Here is a 15,142-nt window from a genome sequence, read left to right as displayed (position 1 = left end):
CCACAGACCTTTCCTCCCGGCCCGCGCGAAGTCCAGGGGACTCATCACCTTGTGTCCGGGGCCTTGCTCTCCGCCGGCCCTCCCCCCACCCCCCGGGCGGGCTCGCCCCCCCGTCCACCGGCTCCCACCCCCTGGCGACTCCCCCTGCGACGGGCCGAAGGAGACCTCGCGCTCGCGCACCCCCGTGAAGTTGCACTAACGTCGCGAATTGATAAGCGGGGGCGCGCCTCCCGCCCCGCCGCCCACTTCCCCGGAGTTCACGCGCGATGCAAAAGGATCCCATCATCGGCATCGACCTCGGCACGACCAACTCGTGCGCCGCGATCGTCGAGGACGGTGGGAACGTGAAACTCATCCCCTACAAGGGAGGCGAGTACACTATTCCCTCGATCTTCGCGATCGACGACAAGGGCAACGAGCTCATCGGCTACGAGGCCAAGCGCCAGTGGCAGCTCAACCCGAAGAACACCATCTACGGCTCCAAGCGGCTGGTGGGGCGCTCCTTCCAGAGCGACGTCGTCACGGAGATGAAGAAGTTCGTGGCGTACTCGATGCGCCCCGGCAAGAAGAACGAAGTCCTCCTGGACGTGGGCAAGAAGGAGTTCTCGCTCCAACAGATCAGCGCGAAGATCCTCAACAAGATCCGCGACGTGGCCGCCAACTACCTCAAGACGCCCATCAAGCGCGCGGTGGTGACGGTGCCCGCGTACTTCAATGATCGGCAGCGCCAGTCGGTGAAGGAGGCGGGCAAGCTCATCGATCTGGAGGTGGTGCGCATCATCAACGAGCCCACCTCGGCGGCGCTGGCCTACGGCGCGGGCAAGAGCGTCAACAAGAAGGTGCTCGTGTATGACCTCGGGGGTGGCACCTTCGACGTGTCCATCATCGAGATCCGCGACCGCGTCTTCGAGGTGAAGGCCACCGGCGGCGACGTGTTCCTGGGGGGCATCGACTTCGACAACGCCATCATCCACCACGTGCTCAAGGACTTCGCGTCCAAGACGGGCCTGGATCTGGCGACGGACCCGGTGGCGATGCAGCGCATCAAGGACCTGGCCGAGCGCACGAAGATCGATCTGTCCGCGCGCGACGACGTCCAGTTCAACATCCCCTTCATCACGATGACGTCGCAGGGCCAGCCCCTGAACATCGAGATGAAGTTCACGCGCAAGATGCTCGAGCAGCTCACCAATCACCTGGTGGACCGCACCCTGCAGATGGTGGCGCGGGTGCTGGTGGACTCGGGGCTGTCCACCAAGGACATCGACGAGGTGCTGCTGGTGGGTGGCCAGACGCGCATGCCCATCGTGCAGGACCGGCTCACCAAGTTCTTCGGCAAGGCGCCGAGCAAGGGCGTGCACCCGGACGAGGCGGTGGCGGTGGGCGCGGCGCTCTACGCCAAGAGCCTGGAGGACAACTCCAGCCTGCGCCTGCAACTGCTGGACGTGATTCCCATGGCCATTGGCCTGGAGCGCGCCGGAGGGGCCTTCCACACCGTCTTCCCGCGCAACGCGCCCATTCCCAACGCGAAGCAGCTCGTGGCCACCACCAGCCGGGACAGTCAGACCGAGCTGGCCATGCGCATCTTCCAGGGGGACCACGAGCAGGTGGCGAGGAACGATCTGCTCGGCGAGTTCACCTTCTCCGGCATCCGCCCGGCCAAGGCGGGCTCGGTGCAGGTGGAGATCACCTTCGACGTGAACGTGGAAGGCATCCTCACCATGCGCGCTCGCGACCCGGCCACCGGCCGCGAGATGACCACCACGGTGCGCGTCAGCTCCGCCTGACGCCCCCCTCTCCCCGCTTCGCCCCCGCCCCTCCTCCCGCTTCCCTTCCCGGTGGACCCCGCGCGCCTGTGGGCCTTGCCCGCAAAAGCCGGGCCCCGGCGAGGGAGCGCGTCGCGCACCCAGGCCGGGGCCGGAAACCACACCCGAGCGTCGGGATTACTGCTGCTGGAACAGCTCGACGGCGGCCTGGTTGGTGTTGCTGTTGCCGGCCACCACCAGCACGCGGCCATCCTGCAGCAGCGTGGCGGTGTGGTAGTAGCGGTCCGTGCTCATGCTGGCCGCCGGGCACCAGGCGCGGCGCGAGGGATCGAACAGCTCGGCCGTGGTGAGGATGCCCGAGTTCTTCGGGTTGTAACCGCCCGCCACGAGCACGGCGCCCGAGGGCAGCAGCGTGGCCGTGTGATCCCGCCGGGGCGTGGAGAGGCTGCCGGCCTGCGACCAGGTGTTGCTGGCCGAGTCGAACAGCTCGGCCGTGGCGGCACCCACCGCGTTGTTCGCCTCGCCGCCCACCACGAGCACCTTGCCGCCCGGCAGCGCGGTGGCCGTGTGATCCAGACGGCCATGGGCCATGGAGCCCACCGCCGTCCAGGCACCGGTGGCCGGGTCATACACCTCGGCCGAGGCCAGGTTCGCCCCGCCGTTGGAACCACCCGTCACCAGCACCCGGCCGTTGGACAGCGCCGTGGCGGTGAAGGTGTAGCGCGCCTGGTTCAGGCTGCCCGTCGCGGACCAGGTCCCCGTGGCCGGATCGTACAGCTCGGCCGAGGCGAGCGCGGTGCCGCCCGCCTTGTTCTGCCCGCCCACCACCAGCACGCGTCCGTCCTTGAGGCGCACGGCGGCATGGCGCAGGCGGAAGGTGCTCAGGTTGCCCGTGGCCGACCAGGAGCCGGTGGCCGGGTCGTACACCTCGGCCGAGGAGGTGGCGCTGGCGCCATCACCGCCCGCCACGAGCACGCGTCCGTCGTTGAGCAGCGTGGCCGTGTGGTAGCGGTGCGTGGTGCGGGTGTTGCCGGTGTTGGACCAGGTGTTGGTGGAGGGGTTGAAGATCTCGGAGGTGCGGCTGAAGCCACCCAGCACCAGCACGCGCCCGTTGGTCAGCCGCGTGGCCGTGTGGAGGATGCGCGGCGCGGCGAGGCTGGGCGCCGACGTCCAGGTGCCCGGCGCGCAGTAGGGGGCGGCCGGCCCGGGGCCGTTGGAGCGGAAGGTGTTGAGTCCCTCGGTGAGCCAGTTGGTGGCCGGCTGGGCGGGGATGGAGCCGTCATCCTCGATGTTCGTCACCGCGTAGGCGTGCTGGTTCCAGATGCGGCGGGCGCTCTTCCAGCCCTCGCCGTGGAACACGCGGATGCCGTTGAAGCCCGGGTAGGCGTGGTTGTTGGCGCCCACCACGATGTCCGCCTGGTAGTCCCCGTCCACGTCCGCCACCACGGGGCCCTCGTGCGTGGTGCCCGAGCTGTTCTTCGTCTCGAAGAGCACCGTGCCCGTGGCGCCGTCGTAGATGCGCAGGTACGTCTCGTCGGTGAAGACCACCTCGAGCTTGCCGTCACCGTCGAAGTCGAAGGTGGTGGAGCTGTTCTTGCCGGAGCTCAGGTCGCGGATGGGGCTCGACCAGAGCACCGAGCCGTCCGCCTTCAGCACGCTGAAGAGCCTGTTGCCGGCGATGCCGATCTCCGGCTGCCCGTCGCCGTCGAAGTCGGCGATGTTGGGCACGCCACCGTGGCCGCCACCCGGCACCGCCACGCTCCACAGCACCGTGCAGGTGTCGTCCACCAGGCTCACCTGGTCACGGCCGGCCACGACGATCTCGCCCCGGTCATCCGCGTCGAAGTTGCCCACCGCGGCGAAGCCGTGGGGCACCGTGGAGGGAGCGCACAGGAGCGAGCCATCGGCGCGGTACACGGAGCGGCCGTTGATGAGCTCCTGCCGGCCGTCCTGATCGATGTCCGCCGCGAAGGCGTTGGGGCCGGTGTACTTCGCCCCGCCCATGCCGTCCGAGCCCACCCACTTGAGCGCGCCCGTGGCGGTGTAGACGCGGTTGCCGTCGAGGATCTCCACCTGGCCATCGCCGTCCAGGTCCGCCAGCGCAGGACCGCCCCACTCGTTGTAGTCGTACGCGCCCTCGGGGGTGCGCAGCTTGAGGGCACCTTCATTCGTGAAGCAGATGACGCCGCGCCCGTTCTCCGGGATGGCGCACACCTCCACGCGGCCGTCGCCGTCGATGTCGCCCGCCGTCAGGCCCGCCGCCGCCTTCACGCGCAGCGCCGACTCCGTCACCGTCCACAGCTCGTGCCCATCGTCGCCGCTGATGGCGCGCAGCACGCCATCGCTGCTGTAGTTCGAGCCCGCGAACGTGCTGAAGACGATGTCCGGCACGCTGTCCCGGTTGAGGTCGATCACCACCGGCGTGGTCATCACCTGCTTGTAGTCGGGGAGCACCTCGCTGCCCGTCCACGCCCACTTCAGCGTCGGCGCGATCGCGGAGGACAGCAGCGCCTGGGAGCCATCCGCCGCGAGGCCCTCACCCGTCTCGTCGGCCGTTCCCTGGCACGCCACCAGCGTCGACAACGCCAGCGCCACCGAACTGCGCACCACCACCCGCCGATTCATGCGCCGCGTGTTTCGGCTCTTCGCGCTCGTCTTCATGTGTTTCCCCTTGCCGCGTGGAACCCGGGCCCTTCGCCTTGGCCCTGGAGGACGAGCCCGGTTTAACAAAGGAACTTTCAGAATTCAAGTACAATTGATAAATTTCAACACATTCACAATTGTGTAAAATTCTAGGAGAACTGGTTTAGTGCGAGTCCCCATGAAGTCCCGAATGCGGGAGGGGCAGGCGCGAGAAGGTGGACGCGAAGAGTCCGGGGCTCAACCCGCGTGAATGAGCGCACCACACCCACAGCGGCCACCAGGACTCCGGGCCCGCGGGGAGAGGTTCACGCTTTCGAGGGGATGAGGAGGCCGCGCCGATGACGAGGTGCGCAAGTCGCACCCGCGCACATCAATCCGCCGCGGTGCGGCGGCGCTCGTTCAGAATCGGGGCGGGAGCGAAGAGGCCATGAAGCGGGAGGGCGACGACACTCGCCCGGAACACTCCCCTGCCGTCATCCCCTCGAAAGGGGAGAGGCAAGGGAGGCTCCAGCGGACACTCACGCCGACTTCTTTTCCTTCTCCAGCACCAGTTGGGGCGCGTCGTGCTTGGTCACCACCGTCTCGGTGATCTTGCACTCCTTCACGCCGTCCCGGTACGGCACGTCGTACATGATGTCGAGCATCGCGTCCTCGAGGATGGCACGCAGGCCGCGCGCTCCGGAGTTGCGACGCATGGCCTCGCGGGCGATCGCCTTGAGCGCTTCCTTGGTGAAGGTCAGCTTCACCTTCTCCATCTCGAAGAGCTTCTGGTACTGCTTGATGAGGGCGTTCTTCGGCTGGGTGAGGATCGTGATGAGATCCTCCTCCTTCAGATCGTTGAGCGTCGCCACCACCGGCAGACGGCCGATGAACTCGGGAATCATCCCGAACTTCATCAGATCCTCCGGCTCCACCATGGCGAGCAGCTCGCCCACGCTGCGCTCCTCGCGGTGGGTGATCTTCGCGCCGAAGCCCAGGCCCTTCTCACCCACGCGGCGCTTGATGACGCCGTCGATGCCGTGGAAGGCGCCGCCGCAGATGAAGAGGATGTTCGTCGTATCAACCTGCACGTACTCCTGCTGGTTGTACTTCTTGCCACCCCGCGGCGTGACGTTGGCGCGCGTGCCCTCGATGATCTTCAAGAGCGCCTGCTGCACGCCCTCGCCGCCCACGTCGCGCGTGGCGCTGGGCGTGTCACCCTTGCGCGCGATCTTGTCGATCTCGTCGATATAGACGATGCCGCGCGCCGCCTTCTCCACGTCGTAATCGGCGTTGTGGAGCAGGTTCTGGATGATGTTCTCCACGTCCTCGCCCACGTAGCCGGCCTCGGTGAGGCTGGTGGCGTCGGCGATGGTGAAGGGAACGTTGAGGAAGCGTGCGAGCGACTGGGCCAGCAGTGTCTTGCCGCTACCCGTGGGGCCCACGAGCAAGATGTTGCTCTTGCTCAGCTCCACGTCCTCGGAACCCGAGGGCTTCATCCCCGGACGAGGCCGGGCCGCCGGCTTCTTCTGGTAGATGCGCTTGTAGTGGTTGTACACGGCGACCGACAGGACCTTCTTCGCCTGGTCCTGACCGATGACGTAGTCGTCGAGGAACGCCTTGATCTCCATTGGCGTCGGCAAGCTGACCTGCGGCTTGCCCTCCTCGCGTTCGTTCTCGTCCGCGATGATGTCGTTGCACAGCTTGATGCACTCGTCGCAGATGTACACCGTGGGGCCCGCGATGAGCTTGCGGACCTCGCGCTGCGACTTGCCGCAGAACGAGCAGGACAGGTTGACGTGGTGCTCCTTCTTCACTGCCGCCTCCGAGTTCTACCGACCCCGGTCACCCGGAGCCTGCCTAGCCGACACCCTCACCACACCCAAGTCGCCCGGCTGCCCACGTCGCGAACAACCGTCAGCGAAATATAGGCGCCTCCCGAATCCACAGGAAGCCCATCCCGAATGTGACGCCCACCGGCATGTGCACCGCTGGACGAGGTCAGCGTTGAGTAACACTCGTTCAGGCGTCATTCACGCTCGAAGCGCACTCCTCGAGATCCTGGGCCAGGGCGCTCGCCCGCTCAGCGACGGCGTGGGGGACTCGCCGACATCCGGACACTTCGGCGGCCAGCTTACGCGCCATCTGGGCCAATTTCTTCACCTGAAAGCTCTCCGGAGGCGGTTCCGGGGGAGGCCGGGGGAAGCGCTCGGCCACCTCCCGCTTCAGCTCGCTGGCGGGCTTTTCCGCGTCCCAGATGCTGTCTCGGAGTGAACGGTACTCCTGGGGAGAGAGCTGGCCACGCTCCTCGGCGTCGGCGAGCACCTCGATGACCTCGAAGGGAGGGGCCTTCTGGGGGAACTCCGGCTGGGCCACTTCCTCGGCGGCCTCGTGGCGGGCGAGGAAGCTGAAGGAACGAGTCAGCTTGAGCGCGGTCTGCTTCTTGATGTGCAGCTCCTTGAGGCAATAGGCCTCGAAGGAGGCGTGGCCCCAGGACTCCCAGAGGTTCTCGTCCTTGACCTGCACGAGCAGCTTGCCCAGCTCCGCCCAGGTGGACTTGAAGCGCTTGGCGGCCACGAGCACGGTGTGGCGGAAGGTGCCCGGGGGCACTTCGGCGGCCTTCTTCTCGATGTCGGCTTCGGCTACAGAGAGCATGCACCCTGTATCCGTCAGGAAGACAGGGGGGGCAAAAAAGCGGCCCGCCGCCCCCTAGCGCTTCTTGCCGATGGTGAACGCCAGGTTCACCGTGGCGCGCTCACCCGTGTAGGCCTTGAAGGGCCACTTCTTCAGCTCGCCGAGCAGACACTCGAAGAGCGGCCCCTTCTTGAGCCGGGGGTTGTCGATCCACAGCTGCGCCACCCGGCCGTCGTTGCCGATGGTGAACTCCAGCGGCACCTTGGCCGCGAAGCCCGGGCTGCGCTCGACCTCTTCCTTGAAGCAGTGACTGAGCGTGCCCTGCTGGGCCTTCACCACCCGGTTGATGGCGCCCATGTCGTAGTTGACCTCGGTCGACAGGCCGTCGGGATCCGTGGAGACCCGGCCCGTGGGACGGCCGCCGCTCTTGCGGCCCGGCTTGGGCTCCACGGACGCCACCTTCTCTGGTGCCTTCCCTGGTGGCTTGTCGCCCGCGGGCGCGTCCACCGCGGGCTTGTCCGGCGCGGCGTCGGCGGGGCGAGCCGGGGCGCGCTTGGGCTCGCCGGGGTAGTCGAAGAGCTCCTCGGGAATGGAGCGGCGCGCGGGGGTGATGACGGGCGGATCCACCTGGAGGGTGAACTCCTCGCCGCCACCCGGCAGGTACACGGCGGCGTAGCGCGAGAGCTGCCAGGCACCGACGCCGAGCGCGGAGAACAGACCGAATGCCATGGCGCCGGCCACCGCCTGCTGCCGGTTGCGGCGCGCCCGCGCGGCCCGCGCCTCCGCCTCCACGCGCAGCTTCACCACCGCCTGGGCCACGTGCAGTTGGAAGGGCTCCAGGTCCTTGAGCTTGCGGAAGCCACTCGGGCCCGCCGAGGACACCTCGGTATCGCCGGTGATGTCGCCCGCGTAGAGCTTGTCCACCAGCTGTTGGCCGGTCAGGGGCCCGAGGACGAGATCTCCCTGGCGGTAGAGCCATTGAGAGGGAGGCTGGGCCTGTTCGGGAAGGTGGAGGTCTTGTGCGGCCGACATGAGGCGCGAAGTATCCTAGGCTCCGCGCGCTATCGCAACGCCCCTCCCGCCCCGGCTCGACCCTTCATGAAACGCACGCCTGCCGCCTTGTGGATCTGGTATCGAGGCACGGCCTTCCGGGGCTTCCAGCGCCAGCCCGAGGGCCCCACCGTCCAGGAAGTCCTCGAGGACTCCCTGCGCAAGGCGGGTGTCCCCTACCCCCTCATGCCGGCGGGCCGCACCGACCGCGGCGTCCATGCCCGCATGCAGGTGGCCAGCCTCCGCCTGCCTCCTTGCTACACCTCGGAGATGCTGTCGGAGCGGCTACCACCCCACTTGCCCCCGGACCTGGGGTTGTGCGTGGCCCGGCGTCCGCCCGAGGGCTTCCACTCCCAATGGAGCGCCAGTGGGAAGGAGTACCGCTACCGCGTCCAGTTGGGGGGCCGCGTGGCCGAGGCCTGGCGGCCATTCGTGATGGAGCCGGAGCTGGAGCCCCGCCTGGAGGGCCGCGTGCCCACGCCGGAGCGGGTGGCGGAGCTGCTCGGCGCGGCGGTGGGATGCCGGGACTTCCGGGCGTTCCACGAGAACTCCAGCCTGCGCAAGCAGCGCACGCTGGAGTCGGCCACCCTGCACGCGTTGGGCGGAGGTCTGTTCGAGGCGCGGCTGAAGGGAGATGGCTTCGGGCGCTACCAGGTGCGCTACCTCGTGGGCACCGCCCTGCTCACCGCCGCCGGGGGCCTATCAGAGGAGCGCTACCGCGAAGCGCTCGACACGGGCAGCTCCATTCCGGGGTTCAAGGCCCCCGCCCAGGGATTGTTGCTCTGGGAGGTGCGCTACCCGGCCGACAAGGATCCGTTCCCGGCCGAGGAGCGCGCCCGGCCGCCGCGACTGCCGCTCGAGCCGCCCTTCATCAGCCCCGAGGAGGCGGACGTCCAGGCGGCTTGAGCGGGGCCGATGGGGGGAAAGCCGCTTCAAATGCAATCCAGTTGCTTTTGCAATATGGTTGCTCGATGTCCGGATCACGAAGGTCTGTTGCTCCTGCCACTGGATTTCATCTAAGAGGCGGGCCCATGAGCCCCAAGGTCTTGGAGCGCACGCGAGGAAACAGCTCCGGGACGGGCCGGTGGGACCGGTGGGGCCAGGCGCTGTCGCTGCTGTGCATGGTCCACTGCCTGGTGCTGCCCCTGGTGCTGGGCGCGCTGCCGGCGGTGATGAGCCACGCCCTGGAAGAGACGCCCATCCACCTCGGCATGGTGATGCTGGCGGCCGTGCTCGGCGGGGTCAGCTTCGTGCCGGGCTTCAGGCGGCACCGGGATGGGCGCGTGCTCGCCCTCGGCGCCCTGGGACTGGGCCTGTTGGTCCTCGCCCAGTTCCTGGAGCACGGGAGCGCGCGGGAGACGGCGGTCACCGCCCTGGGCGCCACCGTGCTGGTCATCGCGCATGGGTTCAACCGCCGCCGCTGCCAGGACGGCTGCGCCGAGGCCGTCGTCAACGCCCGCTGACGACCCTCCCGGGCTTGTTCCGTTCCGCACAACAGCGCAAGATTCCCGCTCCATCACGAATTACCGGGAAGACGCGATGACCCTGTCTCTCAGTCTGGCTGCATGGATGCTGGCCCCCCTGGTGGAGTGGTTCGTCGAGGGGCGGAGGACGGCGCGCGTGGCGGTGGAGGGCTTCCTCTTCGTCGCGCTGGCAGGGCTGGTGCTGGTGCACATCCTCCCCCACGGCGTGGCGGTGGCGGGCCCGGAGGCGCTGGGCGCGGCGGTGCTGGGCGGAGGGCTGGCACTGGCGTCACGCCGACGGCTGCCAGCCTCGGCCGGAGGGGTGCTCGCCATCGCGGGACTGGTGGCCCACGCGGCCCTGGAGGGACGGGCCCTGTCGCTGCTGGGCCCCCAGGGTGATGCGCTCACCGTGCTCGCGGTGGTCCTGCACCGGCTCCCCCTCGCGCTGGGTCTGTGGTGGCTCGTGCGTCCGCGCACCGGGGTCCTGGGCGCCAGCGCGCTGCTGGCGGGCGTGATGCTCGTCGGCGCGGTGAGCCTCGGCTGGGGCGGTGGAGTGCAGGCCCCCGGCGCCCTGCGGGCCGCCGCCCTGTTCCAGTCCTTCACCGCCGGAGCGCTCCTGCCCGCCCTGCTCCGAGCGCGCCCGGGCCTCGAGGCCCAGGACGCCTCCCAGCGGCTCACCGCGGGGCTCGGGGCGCTCGCGGCCGTGGCGCTGCTCGTGCTCATCTCCCACGCGCACCCGGTGCTGGGCGCGCAACCCGGAGAGCTCGGCGCGGGCGCCACCTTCCTGTCGCTCTCCCTGGAGACGGCGCCCGCGTTGCTCGTCGCCTATGTGCTCTCCGGGCTGCTCCAGGCCTTCCTCGGAGAGGCCTCGCTCGGGTGGCTGCGCCGCGGCTCCTCCCTGTCCCAGGCCCTGCGCGGCAGCGTGGTGGGCATGCCCCTGGCGCTGTGCTCCTGCGGCGTGCTCCCCGTGTACCGGGGCCTCATCCGCAAGGGCGTCCCCGTCGCCGCCGCGCTGTCCTTCCTCGTGGCCGCGCCGGAGCTGGGCGTGAGCGCGCTCATCATGTCGGTGCCGCTCATCGGCTGGCCCCTCACCCTCGCGCGCCTGGGCGGTGCCTTCGCCGTGGCCGTGCTCTCCGGCGTCATCGTGGGCCGGCTGGTTCCCACCTCCCCGACCCCCGCCCCCTCCTCTTCCACCGGGCAGGCCGTCCCGCCCCTGCGCCAGCGCATCGCCCATGGCCTGCGCGAGGGGCTCGTCGAGTCCGTGGACCACACCGCGCCGTGGATCCTCGTGGGCCTGGGGCTCGCGGCCCTCATCGAGCCCCTGCTCCAGGCGCAATGGCTCTCGCGCCTGCCGCCGGGCGTGGACGTGCCCCTCTTCGCGCTGCTCGGCGTGCCCAGCTTCGTGTGCGCCTCGGGCGCCACGCCCCTGGTGGCGGTGCTCCTGCACAAGGGCATGTCCCCGGGCGCCGCGCTGGCCTTCCTGCTCACCGGCCCGGCCACCAACGTCACCACCTTCGCCGTCATGGCCCGGCTGCATGGGCGCAAGGTGACCGCGGCCTTCGCGGGCGTCGTGGCACTCAGCTCCGTGGGCATGGGGCTCGCGCTCAACGCGCTGCTGCCGGCCCAGACGGGCCTCGCGCACCAGCCCCACGAGGCGCATGGTGGAGCACTCGAATGGGTGGGGTTGATCCTCCTGGGCGCCGTCTTCCTCGCCTCGCTGCTGCGGCAGGGCCCCCACGCCTTCCTCGCGCAGATGTGGCCCGCCTCGCCGGGAGCGGAGACCAGCGTCCCCACCGGGGAGCGCATCTCCCAGCTCCATGTGCATGGACCGGCCTGCGGTCACGTGCACCACTCCCCCACCCCCGAAGCGCCCGGCCCGGGCCGCGCCACTTCCCCCCTCCGGGCGCCGCTGCGCTGGCGGCCCCGCCGGGCCCACGTCCATGGCCCGGCGTGTCACTCCGGCGCCTGCCGCCACTCCCGCGACGGCTAGGCGCTCCCGGCCCCTCAGTCGACCAGGCTGTCCTCGTACTTCGTCAGCAGGTCCGAGATGGCCTCGCGCAGGTACTCGCTCTGGCGGATCCTCGTCGAGCGCGACAGCTCCTTGAGCGCATCCAGCTTCTCGCGGCTGAGACGGAACACCACCGAGGTGAGGCGAGGATTCATGTCCATGTGCGTTGTCTCCTACAGGTGCGCACGTTGTCGCACATGTGCGAGAGATCGCAAGAAACCCACTGACCTGGGGGATCACCCGGGGAGGCGGGGTTCGCGCTCGCGCGGGGCAAGCTCTACGTTCGATCCGAAACAGGATCCAACTTCCAGCCACCAACCTGTTGGATCCGCTGTCGGATCAGCCGTGGCGTAGCTGGTTCAGCTCACGACGGGCAGCGGATGGACGTCGGCGGAGGGCCTGGAGATGCCGGCCGCGTCGTTCATCCTCCCGGAGCGGAAGGGCTCGAGATCCAGGGCCACGAACTTGAAGCCCAGGGCCTTGAAGGCGGCGTCCACCTCGCGCCGCAGCTCGGCGGACAGGAAGCGCTCGTACTCCTCGGCGGCCAGCTCGATGCGCGCCACCTCCTGGTGGTAGCGCACGCGGAACTGGCGGAAGCCGCGCTTGCGCAGCTCGGACTCGGCGCCGGCGATCTGGAAGAGCCGCTCGCGCGTCACCGAGGTGCCATAGGGGATGCGCGACGCCAGGCACGCCATCTGCGGCTTGTCCCAGGTGGGCAGCCCCAGGGCGTGGCTCCAGGCGCGGATCTCCTCCTTGGTCAGCCCCGCGAGCGCCAGGGGCGAGCGCACCGCGTGCTCCTGGGCGGCCTTGTGCCCCGGGCGGTGATCCTTGAAGTCGTCCGCGTTGAAGCCGTCCAGCACCACCGCGAGCCCCCGCTCCCGGCGCTGGACCTCGCACAAGTCATACAGCTCCGTCTTGCAGAAGTAGCAGCGGTTGGTGGGGTTGGCCGCGTACTGGGGGTTGGACAGCTCGTCGCTGGACACCACCACGTGCCGGGCGCCCAGCCGGGCCGCCAGCTCGCGCGCCTCGCGCTCCTCCTCGGGGGCCACCGAGGCCGACAGCGCCGTGAGCGCCAGGGCGCGCTCGCCCAGCTCCTCCACGGCGATCTTCAGCACGAAGGTGGAGTCCACGCCGCCAGAGAAGGCCACCAACGCCGAGCCATGCGCGCGCAGCTGGGCGCGCATCGCCTCGAGCTTGGGGCGGGAGGACTCACACAGGGCCTGGATGCGCTCGGGGGTCAGCATGGGGGCCCTCTATAAACGAAGAACCCCCGGGTTGCCCATGCAACCCGAGGGTCCGTGGAGAGGCCAACGCTCCGAGGCCGCCCGACTAGCGGGCCTTGCGCTTGGAAGCGGACGCCTTCTTGCCCGCCTTGGTGGGCTTGGCCACCCGGGCCGCCCGCGCCGCGGGACGCGCCTTGGCGCCCTTGGACGAGGCCTTCGGGCCCTTGTCCGCCTTGGCCGACGCCTTGCCCGCCGCCTTGGACGGCTTGGCCGGCTTGGCCGAGGACACCCGCGTCACCTCCACCTGCGTGGGCGGCTGCGCCTTCATCTTCTTGCCGGTGATGATCTTCAGCTCTTCCGTGGTCACGTAGCCGAGATCCAAGAGCGACTGGAAGATCTTCGCCGCCCCCTCCTCCACGCTCTCCTGATCCGAGTGGATCACCACCTCGGCCGAGGCGGGCGGCTCATACGGCTCGGTGATGCCGATGAAGTTGGGGATCTCTCCACCGAGCGCCTTCTTGTAGCGCCCTGTACTGTCGCGCTCGATGAGCTTCTCGGTCGGACAGTCGACGTACACCTCGATGTAGCGGCCAATGATGCGCCGGTTGTCCTCGCGGCCCGCCTTGTAGGGGCTCACGCAGGGCACCAGCACCGCCACGTTGTTGCGAGTGAGCAGGCCGGCCACGTACCCGAGCCGCCGGACGATCGTCATGCGCTCGTCCTTGCTGTCGCCCAGGCCCTGCCACAGCTCGTTGCCCTGCTCGTTCTCGTCGAGAATCTCCACGTTGCGGTCGACCTGGCGGAGCCGGGCCGCGATGTAGGCGGCCATCGTACTCTTGCCAGTTCCGGACATGCCGGTCAGCCACACGGTGAAACCAAGCGTCTGCGCCATACGGGTTCAAACTCCCTGCGCTTCTCAGGGCGTTTACATTCGGAGCCCCCCAAGAGCGCGGCAGATCAAAAGTCCGGGGCGTTATAGACGAAAAACCGGTCGTTTGACAATTCGTGCCTACCTTTCCGCAGGTAGAGAGAACAACTGGACAAGCGCTCGTCTTCTCAGGGGATTTTCGTGGTGGCGAGTGGCCAGGAGCGAAAACCCCCCGCCTCCCAGCGCGAGAGTGACGCGGCCGTGACGCGCCCCGCCCTCACCGCCATCACCAGGTAGCCCACCCCCGGTAGCAGAGGCTGGCCGTCCGGAGCCGCCTGGCGGGAATCCTCAGCGGAAAAATCCGCCGGACCGTCCACGTGGGAATGGTACACACACGCTACCACTTCCCCCCGCGCCTCGGCCTCCAGGAGGACGCCGAGCCATTCACGCGGCTCGAAAGCGTAGGCGGTCCGGGAGGTGCGAGCAAAGCGCACCGGATCCTCCTCATGGAGCGCGTCCTGGACGTTGCGCAGGGGGCGGCAGCGCCAGGGCCCCGTGCGCCCCGCGCGCAGCAGCACCCCACAGCCCTCCCGCGGCCAGGCGGACTCCAGGTGGCGGACGACTTCGCCCAGGTCGTCCGGCAGGAGCGCCCCGTCCCCGCCTCCAGGGGCGGGGACGCCGTGGGCGGGGGCCACGCCCTACCCGCCCGCCATGGCCGGAATGAGGGTGAGGCGGTCCGCGTCCGCCACGGGCGTGGCCAGCTCCGCCAGGAAGCGGATGTCCTCGTCGTTGAGGAACACGTTGACGTAGCGCCTCACCGCGCCCCGCTCATCGAGCACCCGCGCGCCCAGCTCCGGGTGGAGCCGGCCCAGGTGCTCGAGCACCTCGCCCACGGTGGCGCCGGGGACTCTCACTTCGCCCTGTCTTCCCGAGAGGCCGCGCCAGGCGGTGGGGATGCGGACCATGGCCATGCCCTCCGTCTGGCCCAACCCCCCGCCGCCGTCAACCCCCGCCCCCGGTGAAAAGCTGCCCGTCCTCCAGGCCCCATGCCTATCTTCCCGCCGCGCTCCGGCGCCCCGCCCGAGCCTCCACTCGCCGCCCTCCCAAGAGGATCCATGAGACACGCGCTCATCCTGCTCGCCGCCGCCTGCCTCACCACCGGTTGTCCCAAGAAGACCGCCGAAGCCCCCACGCCCAAGGAGGAGACCGCCTCCACCGACGCGGGCACCCCGGCCGAGGACGCGGGCGCCCCGGCCGAGGACGCGGGCGCCCCGGCCACGGATGGAGGCTCGAGGGCCGCGCAGGAGGCGTGCGTGGACCGCTGGCTCAAGGAGCACAAGCTGGACCGCTACGGCCATCCCGAGGGCACCATGTTCACGGGCGGCACGCCCCTCTTCAACGAGGCCACCGGCGAGACGCGGGATCGTCTGGAGTACGTCTTCGCCCGCCAGCCCGATGCGCTCAAGGCCTGCCCCGCCACGACCACCCCGTGAGCCCGCTCCGCCCTC

14 protein-coding genes are annotated in these 15,142 nt (G+C 69.4%); 5 read left to right on the top strand and 9 right to left on the bottom strand.

Translation table 11 applies throughout. The features are described from left to right. Window positions 1-266 precede the first annotated feature (266 nt). Window positions 267-1,787 (top strand): Hsp70 family protein, encoded by a 1,521-nt coding sequence (locus D187_RS28950; protein WP_002623739.1) that lies wholly within the window; start codon window positions 267-269, stop codon window positions 1,785-1,787. 156 nt (window positions 1,788-1,943) lie between these two features. On the opposite strand, the gene D187_RS56440 is transcribed toward D187_RS28950, so the two are convergent. The 4 genes from D187_RS56440 to D187_RS28930 form a co-directional block, all read right to left on the bottom strand. Beyond that, on the bottom strand, window positions 1,944-4,427 hold the full coding sequence (locus D187_RS56440; protein ID WP_002623738.1) for a Kelch repeat-containing protein: 2,484 nt from the start codon (window positions 4,425-4,427) through the stop codon (window positions 1,944-1,946). Between the two features lie 500 nt (window positions 4,428-4,927). Then, window positions 4,928-6,205 carry an ATP-dependent Clp protease ATP-binding subunit ClpX gene (clpX, locus tag D187_RS28940; protein WP_002623737.1) on the bottom strand — a complete coding sequence of 426 codons (1,278 nt, stop codon included), beginning with the start codon at window positions 6,203-6,205 and terminating at the stop codon, window positions 4,928-4,930. Between the two features lie 205 nt (window positions 6,206-6,410). Further along, on the bottom strand, window positions 6,411-7,043 hold the full coding sequence (locus tag D187_RS28935; protein WP_002623736.1) for a hypothetical protein: 633 nt from the start codon (window positions 7,041-7,043) through the stop codon (window positions 6,411-6,413). A gap of 54 nt (window positions 7,044-7,097) precedes the next feature. Continuing rightward, complete coding sequence (locus D187_RS28930; RefSeq protein ID WP_002623735.1) at window positions 7,098-8,054, bottom strand: AgmX/PglI C-terminal domain-containing protein; 957 nt, start codon at window positions 8,052-8,054, stop codon at window positions 7,098-7,100. A 66-nt stretch (window positions 8,055-8,120) separates the two neighbouring features. Here D187_RS28930 and D187_RS28925 point away from each other — a divergent pair, with 66 nt between their 5' ends. The 3 genes from D187_RS28925 (at window position 8,121) to D187_RS28915 (ending at window position 11,525) form a co-directional block, all read left to right on the top strand. Next, window positions 8,121-8,978, top strand: coding sequence for a tRNA pseudouridine synthase A (locus D187_RS28925; RefSeq protein ID WP_002623734.1), 858 nt, complete (start codon window positions 8,121-8,123; stop codon window positions 8,976-8,978). A 125-nt stretch (window positions 8,979-9,103) separates the two neighbouring features. Further along, window positions 9,104-9,535, top strand: a complete 432-nt coding sequence (locus D187_RS28920) for a MerC domain-containing protein (protein ID WP_002623733.1) — start codon at window positions 9,104-9,106, stop codon at window positions 9,533-9,535. A gap of 76 nt (window positions 9,536-9,611) precedes the next feature. Beyond that, window positions 9,612-11,525 carry a permease gene (locus D187_RS28915; RefSeq protein WP_002623732.1) on the top strand — a complete coding sequence of 638 codons (1,914 nt, stop codon included), beginning with the start codon at window positions 9,612-9,614 and terminating at the stop codon, window positions 11,523-11,525. A 14-nt stretch (window positions 11,526-11,539) separates the two neighbouring features. Here the strand turns inward: D187_RS28915 and D187_RS52750 are convergent, their stop codons facing one another. The 5 genes from D187_RS52750 to D187_RS28895 all read right to left on the bottom strand — a co-directional run bounded on the left by D187_RS52750 (window position 11,540) and on the right by D187_RS28895 (window position 14,605). Next, window positions 11,540-11,704, bottom strand: coding sequence for a ribbon-helix-helix domain-containing protein (locus D187_RS52750; RefSeq protein ID WP_002623731.1), 165 nt, complete (start codon window positions 11,702-11,704; stop codon window positions 11,540-11,542). A gap of 198 nt (window positions 11,705-11,902) precedes the next feature. Continuing rightward, on the bottom strand, window positions 11,903-12,787 hold the full coding sequence (larE, locus tag D187_RS28910; RefSeq protein WP_002623730.1) for an ATP-dependent sacrificial sulfur transferase LarE: 885 nt from the start codon (window positions 12,785-12,787) through the stop codon (window positions 11,903-11,905). 85 nt (window positions 12,788-12,872) lie between these two features. Beyond that, entirely contained in the window at window positions 12,873-13,658 is a 786-nt protein-coding gene (gene cysC / locus D187_RS28905; RefSeq protein WP_002623728.1) for an adenylyl-sulfate kinase, read from the bottom strand. Between the two features lie 164 nt (window positions 13,659-13,822). Next, window positions 13,823-14,329 (bottom strand): M67 family metallopeptidase, encoded by a 507-nt coding sequence (locus tag D187_RS28900; RefSeq protein ID WP_002623726.1) that lies wholly within the window; start codon window positions 14,327-14,329, stop codon window positions 13,823-13,825. Window positions 14,330-14,332: 3 nt separating this feature from the next. Then, window positions 14,333-14,605: a MoaD/ThiS family protein gene (locus D187_RS28895; protein ID WP_043431892.1), complete on the bottom strand. Its 273-nt coding sequence runs from the start codon at window positions 14,603-14,605 to the stop codon at window positions 14,333-14,335. A 144-nt stretch (window positions 14,606-14,749) separates the two neighbouring features. Here D187_RS28895 and D187_RS28890 point away from each other — a divergent pair, with 144 nt between their 5' ends. Next, complete coding sequence (locus D187_RS28890; protein WP_002623722.1) at window positions 14,750-15,127, top strand: hypothetical protein; 378 nt, start codon at window positions 14,750-14,752, stop codon at window positions 15,125-15,127. Window positions 15,128-15,142: the final 15 nt, after the last annotated feature.

The sequence above is a fragment of the Cystobacter fuscus DSM 2262 genome (genome assembly GCF_000335475.2).
Taxonomy (GTDB): domain Bacteria; phylum Myxococcota; class Myxococcia; order Myxococcales; family Myxococcaceae; genus Cystobacter; species Cystobacter fuscus.
The sequence above is the reverse complement of the archived record's forward strand: the minus strand, read 5'-3'. Positions and strand labels throughout refer to the sequence as shown.

Excerpts from the sequence above, each read along its gene's own strand:
- D187_RS28950 (WP_002623739.1), top strand. The coding sequence starts at position 267 with ATGCAAAAGGATCCCATCATCGGCATCGACCTCGGCACGACCAACTCG.
- D187_RS56440 (WP_002623738.1), bottom strand. The coding sequence starts at position 4,427 with ATGAAGACGAGCGCGAAGAGCCGAAACACGCGGCGCATGAATCGGCGG.
- D187_RS28935 (WP_002623736.1), bottom strand. The coding sequence starts at position 7,043 with ATGCTCTCTGTAGCCGAAGCCGACATCGAGAAGAAGGCCGCCGAAGTG.
- D187_RS28930 (WP_002623735.1), bottom strand. The coding sequence starts at position 8,054 with ATGTCGGCCGCACAAGACCTCCACCTTCCCGAACAGGCCCAGCCTCCC.
- D187_RS28925 (WP_002623734.1), top strand. The coding sequence starts at position 8,121 with ATGAAACGCACGCCTGCCGCCTTGTGGATCTGGTATCGAGGCACGGCC.
- D187_RS28920 (WP_002623733.1), top strand. The coding sequence starts at position 9,104 with ATGAGCCCCAAGGTCTTGGAGCGCACGCGAGGAAACAGCTCCGGGACG.
- D187_RS28915 (WP_002623732.1), top strand. The coding sequence starts at position 9,612 with ATGACCCTGTCTCTCAGTCTGGCTGCATGGATGCTGGCCCCCCTGGTG.
- D187_RS52750 (WP_002623731.1), bottom strand. The coding sequence starts at position 11,704 with ATGGACATGAATCCTCGCCTCACCTCGGTGGTGTTCCGTCTCAGCCGC.
- larE (WP_002623730.1), bottom strand. The coding sequence starts at position 12,787 with ATGCTGACCCCCGAGCGCATCCAGGCCCTGTGTGAGTCCTCCCGCCCC.
- cysC (WP_002623728.1), bottom strand. The coding sequence starts at position 13,658 with ATGGCGCAGACGCTTGGTTTCACCGTGTGGCTGACCGGCATGTCCGGA.
- D187_RS28895 (WP_043431892.1), bottom strand. The coding sequence starts at position 14,605 with ATGGCCATGGTCCGCATCCCCACCGCCTGGCGCGGCCTCTCGGGAAGA.
- D187_RS28890 (WP_002623722.1), top strand. The coding sequence starts at position 14,750 with ATGAGACACGCGCTCATCCTGCTCGCCGCCGCCTGCCTCACCACCGGT.